Source organism: Gracilimonas halophila (genome assembly GCF_042684365.1).
In the GTDB taxonomy this organism is placed as follows: Bacteria; Bacteroidota; Rhodothermia; order Balneolales; family Balneolaceae; genus Gracilimonas; species Gracilimonas halophila.
Genome location: NZ_JBHULI010000024.1, coordinates 1 through 16421 on the forward strand (window position 1 = coordinate 1; position 16421 = coordinate 16421).

Below are 16421 nucleotides of genomic sequence, written 5' to 3' on the forward strand. Positions count from 1 at the left end.
GCAATGGAACCTGATTGCCAGGAAATAATTTCGCTACTTCAACCAAATCATAATCCCCGCGCCGTTTAAACCCTGGGTCGTTATACAGCCATTTTGCTATCTGTAAAACCTACCACTATTCCGAAGTAAAGAATCTATCTACAATATTGAAATTTCGGCCATAAAAATAATTTTGATCATGACAAAACGACAAAAGATCACGCTTGCCGTACTGGCCATCCCACTTTTGGGTCTGATCGCACTCCTGTTCTCTCTTTATCCTTTTATCGCGGAGGATGTGCCCTCGATGCGGCCGTTTGGCTGGATCTATCTTCCGGAAACGCGCCCGTACGTGGAGAGTGAGGTTGCACCCGATTACCGTAAGGCTGCTGACCGTGCGCGAGATATACTGCGAGATCATGTGCAGGAGATCAACGTGCCGGCCTTCTCAGCCGCGGTTGCTGTTGACGGCAAACTTGTTTGGTCGGCGGCCGCAGGCTACGCAGACCTAGAGCAGAAGCGGGAGGCCACGTCAAATACACTGTTCCGTATCGGCTCTACTTCAAAAGCGGTGACGGGAACCCTGTTTGCCCGCATGGTTGATGACAGTCTCGTCAACGTCGATGCACCGATATCAACCTATATCAATGATCTCCCCAACTCTGACTGGGCACAGCTCACACCACGCCAACTCGCCTCTCACACTGCTGGCATCGTGGGATACGAGGAAAATCGTGATTTAATCGGGGCGATTGGTTCCATGCGGCTTCAAGGTTCCCATGATGATGTCGTGGATGGGCTGGAGTATTTTGATGACACAGATCTGCTTTATGAGCCGGGGACGGTGGCTTTCACAGACGAATATACTTATTGCGGCATCTATTTTTACATTCAATAGCTCCCAAGCGAATAAATGCTTGTATAACCAGCGTTTCAACCGGATTTTGCCACAAATCACCGAAATTAAAGATTATCAAATTTGAGTAATATGTTATTTTATTGCTTTAATCACTTCAAATGGCAAAACCGGTTAAACGCCAAACCGTTATATAGCCTAACAAACAACGGAGACAAACAATGAAAAAAACAAAACTAACTATCCTCACAGTATTAATGCTTGTATTTACACAAGCTTGTGGTACAATAATGCAGGGTACAACTCAAGAAGTAGGAATAAGTAGTAATCCAAGTAAAGCCTCGGTTACTATAAATGGTCAAGACAAAGGAACTACCCCAATGGTACTTGACTTGAAACGAAAAGATTCCCACATGATTCGAATTGAACTTGATGGGTACGAAACATATGAAACCACTTTAACTCGAAAAGTAAGTGGTTGGGTTTGGGGAAATATCGTATTCGGTGGTCTAATTGGTTTAGTTGTTGATGCTGCTGCCGGTGGTATGTACAAGCTTACTCCAGAACAAATTAGTGCCGAACTCAGAAATGGAAATCTTTCATTAAATGAAAATAATGATGGTTTTTTCATTGCTGTTGTTTTAGAGCCTAATCCAGAATGGGAAAAAATCGGCTCCCTAAAAGCATCTACAAACTAAATATTAACAAGGCTATATAACAAGCGCATTAACTGGGGACGTGGACGAAGCTTCGGTTCCCAGTTTTTCTTTTATCAAATATTTTACCTTTTATTAACTCATAATCCCCACGCCCGTTATGCGCTGGGCCGTTATACCTTTTTAATCAAATTCTATTATGGAGTTCGGAAAAACTATTAAAATTTTTCTTATCAATGGAGATCCAAATGGTCGCATGAGTTGTGAGCTATCAAATTGGACCGGCAAAGCTTATAAAATTCCGAGAATAAAAGTTAAAGACTGCTCTGACCGTAACGATCTTGATAGTCCAGGGATTTACTTACTATTTGGAAAAAATGAAGAGGGAAAGGACTTAGTTTACATTGGTGAAGCAGAAAATATTTTAAATAGGATAAATCAACACTTAAATCAGAAAGATTTTTGGAATGAAACTATTGTCTTTGTAAGCAAAGATGAAAATTTGAATAAAGCCCATATAAAATATTTAGAGCACCGCCTACATAAAATTGCGAAGTCTGCTAATAGATATGCTGTGGAGAATAATGTTACTCCCACTCAATCTTCAATTTCTGAACCCGATCAAGCAGAAATGGAAGAGTTTCTACAGAATATTAAACTCCTTGTAAATACTCTTGGTCATAAAGTATTTGAAGAAAAAAGAGAACCAACAACAAAGAAAAACAAGGAAACTTTTAAGATAAATGCTGCAAGAGGAGCAAACGCTGAAGGTGAGCCGTCGGCCGATGGATTTGTCGTTTTTGAAGGATCGAAAGCTGCGGGATCTACGGTTCCATCAATGACTTCTAACTTTATCAAACTAAGAGATGATTTGATTGAAGAAGGTGCTATTAAAGCTAACAATGGCAGTTATGATTTTACCGATGATTACATATTTAGTAGCCCATCTACAGCTGCATCAATAGTTCTTGGTCGTAATGCCAATGGCCTCAGTGAATGGAAACTATCAGATGGTACTACACTTAAAGAGTTTGAATCCAACTAAATTAAAAGGTATAACCCGCGCATTAAGGGGACACGCCTCGCCAATTCTTTGCCAATCTTGGTTTTAAGTCTCTTCTTTCGTTAGTTGCAAATTCAACATTTATTCGCGTGCACCTTATGCGCAATGCCGTTAGGCAACAAATATTTATCTGTAACAAATTACCATCAAGCTACTCTTAGTATTGTAAGAAGCATTCGTTTTACTTTTTACAATATTTCAACCATATACAAAATCAAAAAATGAGGTACAGTCATGAAAACTTTATTTTCAATTCTAACGTGTTTTATTCTTCTCTTTGTTGGATGTCAAGAGCAAGTGTACAATAATGAAGAAATCGATTTTAGTAGGCTATCTATACAATAATTAGCTGACGTAATTTCTAAAGATTCTGTTTATTTAGATCTTCAGAAGCAAACTAAAAAGCAGTTTGATGATATTAAAATGATAATGAAGGAAAATAAATCTCCTTCTGCTTTCAAAGCTTTATCAAAAGAAGAAGTTTTAGATCAACTGGGGCTTAATGAAGAATATTGGAAAAAAAGGGAAGCGATTATGATCGAAAAAGCAGATTACTTAAATACTAAGTTTAAGTTGAATGAACGCTCCGAAGAAGAAATAAAATCACTGTTTAAAGTTCTCTATCAAAATTCAGTTTCACAAAATACTTTAAGTAAAGGCAGTAATTGTCAAGCACAGTTTGAGGCAGATATTGCAAGTGCACATGCCACATATGATTTTATGATTTATTACGGATGCACAGTATTAGCATTAAGAACGGGGCCCGGTGGTTATGCAGCCTGCGCCGCTGGATCTGTTTATAATGCTACATTAGCTGTTGCTGAAGCAATAGATGCTTATAATGCATGTATGGAATAAAAAGGTATTAACAAACAATTTTAGAGAACTAAGAATTTTATTATCAGCAAGATTCTTAGTTCTCTGACTTTTTACTAAATCTAAATTACAGGTTAATAAATATGGATACTAATTTTTTATACATAGCTGTTGGAACTCTAGTTTTGTTTGTTATATATGAATTGATACAAGTAAAAAGTTCAGAACTAAGTCAAAAAGTAAAATTGCTCAGCTATTTTTCAAGCATATTAGTTGGGATTTATATTACTTCTTTATTGTATCTTGGACCTGACATTCCGTTTTTAATTCTACTGTCTATATTTTGTGTACCCTTCTGGATATATTACACTTATTTCCGATTTAAGGAAGACAAAAAAAGTGTACTTACCTCAATAGGGATAGTTGTTTTAATGGTTATAACGATTTGGCTTTATTGATTTTAAAATTCTATTCAATATTGACTTAATTATCTTTTCTATATCGTAATTGATACTACAACTTAGGTCTATTTTTGTAGCCTAACAACGGTTTCAACGCGGACTTGTCCGCTGTTTGCTGATTCAAAATATGATCGCAAAAAGAAATTATGAGTTTTAATTACATTACCAACCAATAAGGCCAAGCCCGTTAAACCGCAGGTCGTTATCTCTCTTCTTGCTATTCTATATCTAATTAAAATGGAATAATTAAGCGTATCATCCACTCATCTTAGCAACCTTCTTTTCTAATAATTATAGTACTTTCCTTCTCTTAATCTTCATCATCTAAAAAATATGAAATACACGTTACTACTACTCGCCGTACCTTCCTTTCTGTTTTCTTGTTCTGAATCAGATCAAATTCATGCACCGGGTGTTCAGCCTTATTTTGAAATGGTTGACTCTGAGTTTAATGCAGATCAAGCTTATCGAACCGTAGCGTATGTTGAACAATATTTTCGTGTAGTAGGTAATGAAGGGTTTAATAATAGTATTCATTACGTAGAAGGGCTTCTGCAAGAACAAGGTTTTATTGAAGAGTCCGAAGCCACCTCTGGCGACCGTCTAACGTACAGAATTGAGCGCCGTCCACTTGAACGACCAACATGGGAGCCTGTATCAGGTTCTTTATCTTTAGGCTCCGGAGAAAGCCTTCTTGAATTCGAAACCAATCGTAATTTGATTGCCATCAATTCCTACTCAACAGACGGAAATGAGGAATATGAAGTAGTTTATGCAGGAGAAGGCAGAGACTTACATTTTGATGAAAGTGTTGAAGGCAAAGTTGTTTTCGCAGAAACATCTGTGAATTATCTATTTTCGGAGGCCGTTCTTAAACGAGGTGCGGCTGGGGTATTGGCTTATAGAATGCCTTCTTACACTCAGCCGGAGAAAAACCAAACCTCGATTCAATTTTCCCGGGTTGCACTGGATGATGACAAGAAATCGTGGGGCGTTTTACTTTCTTATGCTGCAAAAGAACAGTTGAAACAAGCGTTAGAGCAAGGAAACAATCGAATTAATATTGATTTGGAAACCAAGATCTATCCCTCCGAAGAATTAACCATTGTAGCCGAACTGAAAGGAAGTAAGTACCCTGAAGATCGCTATGTGTTTAGTGCTCACATCCAGGAACCCGGAGCAAACGATAATGCTTCCGGTGTTGGTGCTTTAGCTGAAGTGGCCGCTGTAAGCGCCCGGCTTTTAAAGAAGGGTGATATAGATCCACATCGTACTATAACCTATTTATTTGGGGATGAAATTGTTTCAACCAATCGCTTTATCATTGAAGATGAAGAACGTGCTGAAACCATTAAATGGGGAATGAGTCTGGATATGGTTGGGCAAGATACCGATAAAACAGGTGGAACGTTCCTCATCGAAAAAATGCCGGACCCTGCAGCGATCTGGACGAGAGGTGAAGAGAAACATTCTGAATGGGGCGGTCGGCCACTGAATAAAGAAGATATGACCCCGCATTATTTCAATGATTTCATTTTAAATAGATTTAAGGAACAGGGAAAAGCTAAGGATTGGGTGGTGAAGGTAAATCCTTATGAAGGAGGAAGTGACCACGTTCCTTTTTTACGCAATGATATTCCTGGTTTACTGCTGTGGCATTTCACTGATCAATTCTATCATACGGATAATGACAGAATCGATAAGGTTTCAAAAAGTACCCTTAAAAATGTGGGTACCGGAGCGTTGATCAGTGCTCTGGTTTTAACAGGAGAGGAAGAATTCGCGAGTTCCCTCGTTCTCGATGAAATAACTACTGCTGCTATAGAACGATTACAGGTCGAATTTGAACTGAGTAAGACTGAACTCCAAAACGGAGGAGACCTGGTTCTTGAAACTGATATAATGGAAACGTGGGCGGATTGGTATGTTAAGTCAATTCAAAGCTCTGAGGATATTTTAAATGAACCAAATGATGCGTTTTTACAACAAGCAGGCAGCTCTGTTCAGAATGTTATTCAAGAAAAAACGAGACTTATAGAACTTCTCAGAGATATATAGCGACCTATAAAAACTACTTACTGCCTATATGCCGGGAAAATAGCATCATTAAGAACGCGAAGATATCCATCTGAAAAATCCACCGACCAACAACCCTCCAAACAATGATAGTAAGCCCAGCATCACGTACATAACAACACGATTAGCCAGCTCGAGCTTGTTAAAACCAATGGGATCAAAGGTCAAAAACAGGGAAAAGATGAGAAGGGCAGGGAGCCCAACAGTAACGGCGTTGAAGATAAAAGGGGGTCGCTCCGGAAAAGACTTCAAAAGATCGTTCATTTTGTTATTCAGTTTCAGGCTGTTTTTTGCTCAGAATATAATGCTCTGCCAGATCACCTGTCACACGATTCCCATCCATATCCAGTTTGGAGAGGTAATTTTCTCCCACAAAATATTGATTGGGAACCTCTTCATTATCAAGTGTGATCGTATTCCCGGCTTCATTCCAGCTGAATGTTCCTTTCGTTTCAACCGTGTTGGGTTCGTCTTCTCCCAGGTAGATCATCGTCAGTTCATAGCTTAGATCGTAATGGATCTGAAGGGCAGTCTCAATTCCCTCACAAGAAGCACAGGGCAGGGTTCCGGTGTAAGTGCCTTCCCAATCCAGGGAGTTTTGGGAGGTGTGTATATCGGGGGGTGTTTGTTCTTGTTCAGCATTTGAAGAGGGCTTCTTTTGATCTGAACAGCCCACCAAAATAAGGCATAAGAAAAGAGGAAGCAGGTGATATAGTTTCATGGATCGATATTTAGTGTTAATGATAACTGATTTGGGTTTGATATATAATTAGGCTTTGGTTGTCGTACCAACAGATGTCAAAGATGAAAAACTTAACCTGATTAGTGTCATTTCGAACGGAGTGTAGTGAGTAAAAACGAACGAAACGAAGCTGAGCTCAGAGCGAAGCGTCACCCACGAAGTGAAATATACGGGATCGAAAATATTATTAATACAGTATTTAAACCCAGTAGATTTCTCAGCTCCAGTCATTCGCCTTTCAGGCTCATTCCTTCCGTTCGAAATGACAAGAAAGGGAATGGTAGTTAGCACCGAAGAACCAAAGTGGTCAACGAATTGAATAAACCCTATAGGGATGAAAACGTAAGAGACTGTATCTTCAATTCAGTTAGATCGCAACCTGAAGGGAAAGTATGAAGTTTCTCCCCGGTGCTGAAACCCCTGAGCTGTAGGGGCGGTACCGCTGATCCGTGATGTTCTCGAGTCCGGCACTCACGGTATATGAATCCTGGAAAGTATATAAAGCTTTAAAGTTCAACGTGTACCAGGAGGGGGTATAGGTATTTCCATTTTCATCCAGTGCATAGATCTCCGTTTTATCACTTTCACTTACCGACAGATCTTCATGGGCCTTTTCTCCCTGGTAATAGGAATTCAGTTCTAAGGTCAGATCCTCTTTTTGATACGTCAATTTCGTTACACCAAACCATGGGGCTGCGTGCCGCGACGGACTTGTGGAACCATCATCGAGTTCCTCTTCTCCTTTTTGAAAATTGAAGTCAGAACTGAGTTTAATGTCTCTGTTTACATTCAACGCCATCCCTGTCTGAATTCCATATACATTCGCTGTTGCTGCATTTTGTAAAGCCTGCACACGACTTTGGACACCATCATACATCAGGCTGTCTGCTCCGTTCAGCGTATAATTTCTGCGAACAATGGCATTATCCAGAATGGTGTAATAGCCGGTCACATCTAATTTTAGCAAATTACCGAAAGTATGGGCCACACCAAGGTCCGCGTTATAGGCATACTCAGGACTTAGGTTAGGGTTTGGCACCACCACGGTTCCCGGAGAAGAATCAAAGATCTTTCCGATATCATCCACATTGGGAGCCCGGAAAGCAGTGGCAAGGTTTGCATTTATGACCCAGCTCTCTGAAGGGCGGTAGACCGCTCCCAAACTACCGGTCAGGGAACCGTTTGAGATATTGGCCTCATCAAATGGAAAAGGGTAGAAAGCCGTATTAAAATCTGCAGCGATTATGATGTGATTATATCTGAGGCCTCCCTGAAGGGTTACTTTATCCGACAGCTGGAATTCATCATTGATATAAGCGGCAAGCGACTCCCACGTGGCATCAGGGTATCTTGAGGGGCCGGGTTGGGTGGTCCCGGTGAAGATCTCCTCACTGACACCGGTAGAATTTACTTCATTAAGTACATACTCGAATCCATAATACAAGGTGTTTTTATCACTTAGGATCTTAAGAAAATCTACGTTAGCTGAATATGCATCAACTTTTTCGGTTCGTATATCCCGGTCCGAGCTGTTCAGGTCTCTGCTGATCCTGCTTTCTTCAAAGTATTGATGGGCCAAACTGATACTCATGTTATCAAAGATCCCCATTTCACGTACATATTCGGTTTTAAGGTGATTCATCTCCCATTTTTGGGGACCATAATTCCACTCACCGTATCTTGGCAGATCATTGCTTAATCGGTTGTGTCGGTCATACCTGCCATAAGGGGAAGTTTCGGAAAAATGCAGCCCGTAATTGAATTCCCACTGGTTGTTGGGTTTGAACCGCAGCTTCTGCATGGCATTGATCTGTGAGTAAGCTGTTGGCCTTTGCAGCAGGGGATCGTTTTGTATGATAATTTCATCAGTATTAGCCTGTGGCTCCACGTAGAATGGTTTCACATAATCCTCAGGACCATTTTCTCCCTGTCGTAAATGGCCATAATCATAAGAACTGAGACTGCTGGCAAAAGCCCATTTCTTGGCGCCTATGCTAAGGTCAAAATGTCCGGTCTGTTCATTATTGGCGGAAGAATATCGGACCGCTGCATTTCCGTTGAATTCCACATTGTCATCATCGGAGAAGTCCGGGGTTAAGGTTTGAAAGCTCATCACTCCGCCAATGGCATCACTTCCATAAATAACCGAACCCGGGCCGAACAGAACTTCGGTGCTTTCCATGGCATAAGGGTCCAGGGAGATCACGTTTTGGATATTTCCACCCCTGAAGATAGCGGTATTCATACGAACGCCATCTATGGTATATAAAAGTCGGTTGGTGGCAAAGCCACGGATCATAGGACTCCCACCGCCTTGCTGACTTTTCTGAATAAACACCTTGCCGGAGATATTCAGCAGATCGGCCGCGGTTTGAGGGTTTTGAAGTCGAATCGCCTCAGGGCTAACCGTTGATATCTTGGAAGGAACATTTTCAGAACTTTGACTCCATCGTGTAGCTGAGACTACCATGTCGCTGAGATCAAAAGCCACCGGTTCAAGCAATACAAGGAAGTTATTCGCTTCAAGCTCGGAATAACTTCGCCTAATGGTTTGATAGCCCAGGATCCGGATCTCGATTCTATTTGAACCTATGAACCGTTCAATTTCTGCCTCTCCATTTTCGTCGGTAGTCGCAAAAAAGGATGGTTCTGAACTACTGATGGTAACTACAGGAATGGGCTCTTCGGTATTGGCGTCTTTAACGGTAAGTGTTTGAGCAAATAGAAAGGATGGAAAAAGTACCGGTAATAAAAGCAACAAAAGGTTTTTCATTACAACAGCGGGTGTTTTCTACAGGTGAATTAATTTGAATAAATGATATCTAATTGAGTTTAGTATATTTATCAAATGTTGAAAAATATATAGGCAGTTTATGCTATACCGAAGAGAGATCAGCTTACTTCGCGCAAGATGAATTTTTTGTCTTTGTCTTGATCTAATGTGCCGGCTTTGGCATGTATGGAGTGATAGAATAGCAACAATGCTTTTTCTTTTAGTGCCTGACGAAGGATCAATGTTTTGGCTTTTTTGGATTCAACAGGATCTATATCGAGCTGCCTCATCGCATAGTGATTCAAGTGATGTTCGGAAGGAATAAGGTCTCCCAGAAAGTACGCTGTATCACCGCTGTCCTGTATCTTTACGATCTGATGGCCGGGTGTATGTCCGCCGGTTCTGATCAGTTCTATGCCCGGAAATAATTCAAAGCATGCATCGGTGATCATCACCAGTTTATCTTCGGCAGCCAGCTTATATAGTTCATCCAGATTATATCCTGCACCGGGAATCTCTTTTTTGATCTGATTATGCTCGAGCGCAAAATACCATTCCTTCTTTTGTATGAAATAGTTTGCATACGGCATAGTTGGCTGTGTAGAGGTTCTATGGTCTACAAAGGTTGAACCTGCAGAATGATCAAAATGCAAATGTGTAAGAACCACATGAGTTATATCAGCAGGAGTAAGCCCGAATATATCCAGGTTGGTGAGTAGATTTGAGGTGTTGGTATATTTACTGTTATGATCAAGTCCCCAGCCCAGCCCGGTATCCAGCAGGATATTATGCTTGCCATCTTTGATAAGAATAGGATTGATGCCTATAGGGGTAGACGATGAGCGTATGCCTGACTGTTGCTTCTTAGCCGTAATAGCAGAAGCATCTGTTTTTTGAATGATACCGTCTTCAAAAATTTCAAAAATACCTTCACTGAGTTGTTCGATCTCGAAACGGCCTACCTTCATAGAAAATTGAATTAATGGAATAAATATCTCGTTGCATTAACTTAATAATTCTTTGCTTTCAGGCAATTCATTTTATCTTTGTCATCTATGAAAAAATACGACGCTATTATCATCGGTTCAGGACATAACGGCTTGGTAACCGCTTGTTACCTCGCAAAGAACGGATATCAGGTTTTGGTTCTTGAGCGTGACACGACCATTGGCGGTGCGGTCAGAACAGAAACTATGTTTCAGTCAGAGGAAAATCCGAACGGCTTTCGAATGGATGTAGGCTCATCGGTTCACATCATGATCCATCAAACCGGAATTATTGAGGAGCTTGAGCTGGAGAAATATGGGCTTGAATACATTGATATGGACCCGATCATGTCGTACCCGGTACCTACCGGAAAAGGGGTGATCCATTTCTGGAAAGATGTGGATCGGACACTGGAATCTATTTCAAAAGTGGCTCCTGAAGACGTTAAGAACTATCAGGAATTTATTGAGTTCTGGGGGAAGATCAACAAAAGTGTGCTGAAAGCATTTATGACCAAACCCTCCGCAGGGAATATCTTTGCAGAGATGACGAAAGCCCAGATCCGGGACGGCTCTATGTTCAAAAAAGGAGAGCAGCAATCAGGACTTCAAAAAATACTTTCCAGTTATGGGAAGGTGGTAGATGATGCCTTTGATTCACCCTATATGAAAGCAGCCATTCTTTGGTTTGCCGCTCAATCCGGGCCACTGCCGGATCATTCTGCTACGGGCGATTTTGCCGGCTGGCAGTCGATGTTGCACGAAAGCGGGGCTAAGCATCCAAAGGGAGGAAGTGGTATGCTCACGCAGGCCATGAAGAATATGATCGAGGCTCACGGCGGGAAAGTAATTGCCGACCACCCGATCAGTAAAATTCTTATTGAAAATGGGATAGCCATTGGAGTTCAAACTGAACATGGAGAAGAATTTCGGGCTAAAACAATTGTCTCAAATGCTCATGTTCAAACCACGATGATGAAGATGGTTGGACGGGAACATTTGGATGATTCCATGTTTACAAAGGTGGAAAACATAAATGTAGGAAATGGATTTGGTATGGTGATCCGCTGTGCAGTAGATGAACTTCCTCAATACACAGCTGCTCCTGATGATCCTGATATCCACAACGGAATTCAGTTGCTGGCTCCATCCGTTCAATACATGAATAATGCGATCGGTGATTACACAAAGAAACTTTCGCCTGAGAAACCTGCCGTACTCTGTATGACTTTTTCAAAGATCGATCCGGACGTAGCAAAAGACGGTAAACATACGTTGTTTGCCTGGGCGCAATGGCACCCGTATGAGCTGGCCAATGGATTGAAATGGGATGACATCCGGGAAAGGGAAGCTCAAAAGATCTATGATGTGGTAGTTGATTATGCCCCGAATATGAAAGATAAACTTATTGACTGGTACATACAGTCACCATTGGATATTGAGCGAAAGCACGGCCTTTTGAAAGGCAATGTGATGCATGTGGAAATGAGTTTCGATCAGATGTTCATGTTTCGCCCCATTCCTGAAATGAGTCAGTATGAAACCCCGATCAAGAACTTATATTTAGCGAGTGCTTCTTGTCACCCGGGGGGAGGAGTGTTTGGTGCAGCAGGTTATAATGCAGCACAAGTCATTTTAAAGAATAACAAGAAACGAATTTTTTCATTTAGCTGAGGTACCTTTTGAGTTCTACCCTGTACGTACATCTTTCCAGGATCGCCAAAAATCTCGACGCTGTAGATCAGCGGATCGGTAAAGGCGTTAAACGCATGGCTGTGGTGAAAGATGAAGCTTATGGCCATGGATTGCTACCCGTTGCAGGCTACCTGAAAGACAAAGTAGAGTGGTTCTGTACCGCCCGACTGGAAGAGGCGGTACAATTGAGGGAGCATGGGATTCAAAACCCGATCTTAGTATTTGAGATCCCTCCGGCCGGACAAGAGGCGTTGTTTCTTAAGTATGACATCACCGCAAGCATCTCTGATGTTTCTGTTTTTGAAAGATTGAAGCCGGGCACAAAGGCTCACCTTCATTTTGATACCGGCATGTTCAGGTTAGGGATGCTTCCCGATGATGTCGCAGCCGTTCTTCAGAATATGAAGGACTTTGACCTGGATTACACGGGTATCTACACTCATTTTGCGAATTCCGATGTAGAAGGTCATTCCAGAGTACTTCGCCAGTTAGAAGTTTTCAGGTCCATCAGGTCACAATTTCCGGAACAACTACTTACCCATACAGCGAACAGTGGGGCTATTTTCTATTATCATGACAAGGGCGTGTTGTTTGATGCAGTTCGCCCCGGAGTATGTTTATATGGTTACGCCCCGGGTCCTTATGATATCTCTGATCTTGAACCGGTAATAGAATGGAGATCGAAATTAGTTCAGGTGAAAAAGTTACAAAAGGGTGATCTGGTTGGGTATGGCAGCAGATGGGAGGCACCGAAAGAGGGTTGGCTTGGTGTAATACCTGTAGGCTATGCGGATGGAATATTCAGAAACCTGAGCGGTGAATTTGCCGTGGAAATTAATGGTCAGCTGTTTCAACAGGTAGGCACTATTAGTATGGACTATGTGATGGTGTACTTAAAAGAACAGCAGTTTAAGCCTGGAGAAAGCGTAACGATCCTAAAAAATGGAAAGCTTTCTGCCAAAAAATGGGCAAAAATAATGGGGACCATACCGTATGAGATCACAACGGCTATATCCCCAAAAATAGAAAGAGTGTACGTTTAGTTCGTAAGTATTTGAGCAAGTTCTACATCAAAACGGAGAGTCTCATCTCTAAGACTTGATGTTTCAGAATTACCATAGCCAAGTTCCGGAGGTATAATAAGTACACGTTTCTCGCCTTCTTTCATACCGATAAGGCCTTCTCTGAAGCCTTCAATAAGATTACCTAAAGAATTAAAAGTGGCAGGACTGGGATTGCCATTTCTATAGGAGCTGTCAAAGATCTCTCCATTACTTTCGCGCCGTCCGGTATAATAAACAGTGACTTGATCACGGCGTTTTACTTCAAAGGCTCCACCACCTTCTTCAATAACATAGTATACCAGCCCACTCTCTGTTTCAACTCGTTCTGCACTTTCTATATCAAAGGGATCAGGGGCACTGGAGTAATCGATTTCAAAAGGATCATCATCGCAGGCTGTAAAAGAGAGGGTGAAAATAATGAGAAATAAAAATGGAATCAGGGTTCTTAATGAAGTCATTGTATATTTAAAAATCTAAACTTTTTGTTGGACGATCTGTTCACTAAACTGATCTGTCCTTCATTTTATTATGATAAAAGATACAGGTTCAAGAGGTTAAAACCATAAGGCAGATTTAATTTTATGAAACCTTATGAATCACTTTTGGATATTCCGGTTATGGCTTCATCCAGCTCCTTGTCACGCTTACGATTAGCATAGCGGCTAACCCAAATAGACAGCTCGTATAGCACCGTTAGGGGCAGGGCTATTAAGATCTGTGAAATTGGATCAGGCGGGGTTAACATGGCTGATACCACCAAACATAAGATCAGGGCATGACGCCGATACTTTTTGAGTAAATCCGGTGTAAGTATACCAAGTTTTGAGAGGGAATAACTGACAACGGGGATCTGAAATATGATACCGCAGGCAATAACCCACATAGCTACTGAGCTGAAATATTCATTGATATCAAAATCATTACGTATGATGTCTGATATCTGAAATTGAGCAAAGAACTGTAATGCAAAAGGCACTAATATCATATAGCCAAAGGCAACACCGGTTAAAAAGAAGAAAGTGATGAAGAAAGAAGTGAAAAATGATTTTTTCTTTTCCTTTCGTTCAAGAGCCGGTTCAATGAATGACCACATTTGGTAAATAAAAAACGGAGATCCGATCACAAAACCCATGACGAAAAGTGTTCCCCAGTAGGTAAAAAACTGTCCTGGCAGCCGGCGACTTTGGAGTTCAAAATTGACCGCATCTACGCGTAATACATCATACATGAAGAAATCGGAACGGGTAGGGCCGAGGATGACATCTTCCACGAAAAAATCAGCAAAGAAAAAGGCGATCACCATCCCAACCAACACACCGATCAATCCTTTTATTATTCTCCATCTCAGTTCTTCAAGATGTTCGAGGAAAGACATAGTATCGGTTCTGTCTGCCGGTTTTTTAGCCTCCGGTGGCTTCCCTTCCATGATCTGGCGTTGTTCCAATCTGTGTTCTCCCGATTAAGCTGTTACAAAATCATACAGAGGAAAACGGTCACAAAGGTCACGTACTTCCTGCTCTACTTTTTTATGATTTTCAGTATCGCCAGGCTTCTGCAATACTTTATCGATAAGAACAGCTATTTGCTCAAACTCGGCTTCTTTGAGTCCGCGGGTGGTCATGGCAGGAGATCCAATGCGGATTCCTGAAGTTACAAAAGGACTTTCAGTATCAAATGGAACCATATTCTTATTAACGGTGATCGCTGCTTCACCTAAGGCTTCTTCTGCGATCTTACCATTCAATCCCTTATTACGGAGATCAATGAGAATGAGGTGATTATCGGTGCCGTTACTTACCAGATCGTAACCAAGCTCAATGAATTTATCAGCCATAGCCTTGGCATTCTTTTGAGTTTGGGTTTGATAGGTCTTGAAGTCCTCTTGAAGTGCTTCGCCAAATGAAACCGCTTTGGCGGCTATAACGTGCATCAATGGCCCGCCTTGAGTTCCCGGAAACACTGCTGAATCAAAAACTTCACCCCAGTTTTTGGTACGTCCTGATTTTGCAGCGGTAACACCGATCGTATTTTCACCGTCTTTTCCAACCAGGATCATCCCACCTCGGGGTCCACGTAATGTTTTGTGTGTAGTTGTGGTAACTACATGAGCATGGGGCAGAGGATCATTCAAATTCTTGGTGGCAATGAGGCCTGCGGTGTGTGCCATATCCATCCAAAGCAGTGCTCCAACTTCATCTGCAATATTGCGAAACGCTTCATAGTCATAATCACGTGGATAAGCAGAGGCTCCGATCGAGATCATTGTTGGCTTAACTTCTTTTGCTCGCTCCCTGATCTTATTCATATCCAGTCGGTCGGTATCTTTCTCAACGCCGTAAAATTCGGCATTGTAATTGATCCCGGAGAAATTGACCGGAGAACCGTGTGTAAGATGGCCGCCATGAGAAAGATCAAAGCCCAGCAGGGTTTCACCCGGTTTCATGCAAGCGAGGTAAACGGCTGCATTTGCAGTCGCTCCGGAGTGAGGCTGAACATTAACCCAATCAGCTCCAAACAATTTTTTAGCGCGATCTCGGGCATGATCTTCCACTATATCTACAACCTCACACCCTCCGTAATATCTTTTTCCCGGGTATCCTTCGGCATATTTGTTCGTAAGAACACTGCCCATAGCTGAGATCACTGCTTTTGAAGCAAAGTTTTCGGAAGCGATCAATTCCAGGTTATAATTCTGCCGGTCTGTTTCTTTCTCAAGCAGTTCAAAAATTTCAGTGTCTTGTTCCTGAAGTGATTTCATCGGCAACGTTTATTGTTGTGTTAAAGATTCAATTTTGTTGATTCGGCGCTCATGGCGTCCGCCTTCGAATTCCGTGTTTAGCCAAATTTCGAGGATTTCTTTGATCTGTGATTGATTCAATTCTCTTCCCGGAAGGCATAAAATGTTTGCGTTGTTATGCAGGCGGGTCATTTCAGCGGAGTGCTTAGAGTAAACAAGCCCGGCCCGTACCTTGGGATACTTATTGGCCGTCATGCAAACGCCCTGCCCGCTTCCACAGATCAAGATACCCAATTCATGATCCCCATTGTTTACTTTTTCAGCTACCTGAACGGCAAAATCAGCATAATCAACAGATTCTTCAGAATGGGTCCCGAAGTCGATCACTTCGTGCCCCATTTCTTCTAACATTTTCTTGCTTGTCTCTTTGGCTGGAAATCCGGCGTGGTCACTGGCTATTGGGATGATCATCAAATGTTTATCTTAGGTAAGAAATTGAAATCAAATATCCTCAATT

The 16421-nt window shown here is 41.7% G+C and carries 15 protein-coding genes; 7 read left to right on the forward strand and 8 right to left on the reverse strand.

The window, feature by feature from the left end:
* Positions 1–178 precede the first annotated feature (178 nt).
* From ACFSVN_RS06320 to ACFSVN_RS06340, 5 genes are all read left to right on the forward strand, one after another.
* Positions 179–877 carry a serine hydrolase domain-containing protein gene (locus ACFSVN_RS06320; RefSeq protein WP_390300165.1) on the forward strand — a complete coding sequence of 233 codons (699 nt, stop codon included), beginning with the start codon at positions 179–181 and terminating at the stop codon, positions 875–877.
* 179 nt (positions 878–1056) lie between these two features.
* Entirely contained in the window at positions 1057–1533 is a 477-nt protein-coding gene (locus tag ACFSVN_RS06325) for a PEGA domain-containing protein (RefSeq protein ID WP_390300167.1), read from the forward strand.
* 157 nt (positions 1534–1690) lie between these two features.
* A complete protein-coding gene (locus tag ACFSVN_RS06330; protein ID WP_390300169.1) occupies positions 1691–2536 on the forward strand; it encodes a GIY-YIG nuclease family protein in 846 nt (281 codons plus the stop codon).
* Positions 2537–2983: 447 nt separating this feature from the next.
* Positions 2984–3412 (forward strand): hypothetical protein, encoded by a 429-nt coding sequence (locus ACFSVN_RS06335; protein WP_390300171.1) that lies wholly within the window; start codon positions 2984–2986, stop codon positions 3410–3412.
* A 752-nt stretch (positions 3413–4164) separates the two neighbouring features.
* On the forward strand, positions 4165–5889 hold the full coding sequence (locus tag ACFSVN_RS06340) for a M28 family peptidase (protein ID WP_390300173.1): 1725 nt from the start codon (positions 4165–4167) through the stop codon (positions 5887–5889).
* Positions 5890–5937: 48 nt separating this feature from the next.
* Here the strand turns inward: ACFSVN_RS06340 and ACFSVN_RS06345 are convergent, their stop codons facing one another.
* The 4 genes from ACFSVN_RS06345 to ACFSVN_RS06360 form a co-directional block, all read right to left on the reverse strand.
* A complete protein-coding gene (locus ACFSVN_RS06345) occupies positions 5938–6171 on the reverse strand; it encodes a hypothetical protein (RefSeq protein ID WP_390300175.1) in 234 nt (77 codons plus the stop codon).
* Between the two features lie 4 nt (positions 6172–6175).
* Positions 6176–6628 (reverse strand): copper resistance protein NlpE, encoded by a 453-nt coding sequence (locus tag ACFSVN_RS06350; RefSeq protein ID WP_390300177.1) that lies wholly within the window; start codon positions 6626–6628, stop codon positions 6176–6178.
* A gap of 388 nt (positions 6629–7016) precedes the next feature.
* The gene (locus ACFSVN_RS06355; protein ID WP_390300178.1) at positions 7017–9422 is read right to left on the reverse strand and encodes a TonB-dependent receptor; all 2406 of its coding nucleotides are present in this window, start codon (positions 9420–9422) and stop codon (positions 7017–7019) included.
* Between the two features lie 119 nt (positions 9423–9541).
* A complete protein-coding gene (locus ACFSVN_RS06360; protein ID WP_390300180.1) occupies positions 9542–10390 on the reverse strand; it encodes an MBL fold metallo-hydrolase in 849 nt (282 codons plus the stop codon).
* Between the two features lie 87 nt (positions 10391–10477).
* Between ACFSVN_RS06360 and ACFSVN_RS06365 the strand changes: the two genes are divergently transcribed.
* Together ACFSVN_RS06365 and alr are read left to right on the forward strand one after the other, a co-directional pair.
* Positions 10478–12082, forward strand: coding sequence for a phytoene desaturase family protein (locus tag ACFSVN_RS06365; RefSeq protein WP_390300182.1), 1605 nt, complete (start codon positions 10478–10480; stop codon positions 12080–12082).
* An 8-nt stretch (positions 12083–12090) separates the two neighbouring features.
* Entirely contained in the window at positions 12091–13146 is a 1056-nt protein-coding gene (gene alr / locus ACFSVN_RS06370) for an alanine racemase (RefSeq protein WP_390300184.1), read from the forward strand.
* On the opposite strand, the gene ACFSVN_RS06375 is transcribed toward alr, so the two are convergent.
* The 4 genes from ACFSVN_RS06375 to rpiB all read right to left on the reverse strand — a co-directional run bounded on the left by ACFSVN_RS06375 (position 13143) and on the right by rpiB (position 16375).
* A complete protein-coding gene (locus ACFSVN_RS06375; protein WP_390300186.1) occupies positions 13143–13625 on the reverse strand; it encodes an FKBP-type peptidyl-prolyl cis-trans isomerase in 483 nt (160 codons plus the stop codon). The genes alr and ACFSVN_RS06375 overlap by 4 nt on opposite strands.
* Before the next feature lie 131 nt (positions 13626–13756).
* Entirely contained in the window at positions 13757–14593 is an 837-nt protein-coding gene (gene tatC, locus ACFSVN_RS06380; protein ID WP_390300188.1) for a twin-arginine translocase subunit TatC, read from the reverse strand.
* Between the two features lie 33 nt (positions 14594–14626).
* Positions 14627–15925, reverse strand: a complete 1299-nt coding sequence (gene glyA, locus ACFSVN_RS06385; RefSeq protein WP_390300190.1) for a serine hydroxymethyltransferase — start codon at positions 15923–15925, stop codon at positions 14627–14629.
* Positions 15926–15934: 9 nt separating this feature from the next.
* Complete coding sequence (gene rpiB, locus ACFSVN_RS06390; RefSeq protein WP_390300192.1) at positions 15935–16375, reverse strand: ribose 5-phosphate isomerase B; 441 nt, start codon at positions 16373–16375, stop codon at positions 15935–15937.
* Positions 16376–16421 lie beyond the last annotated feature (46 nt).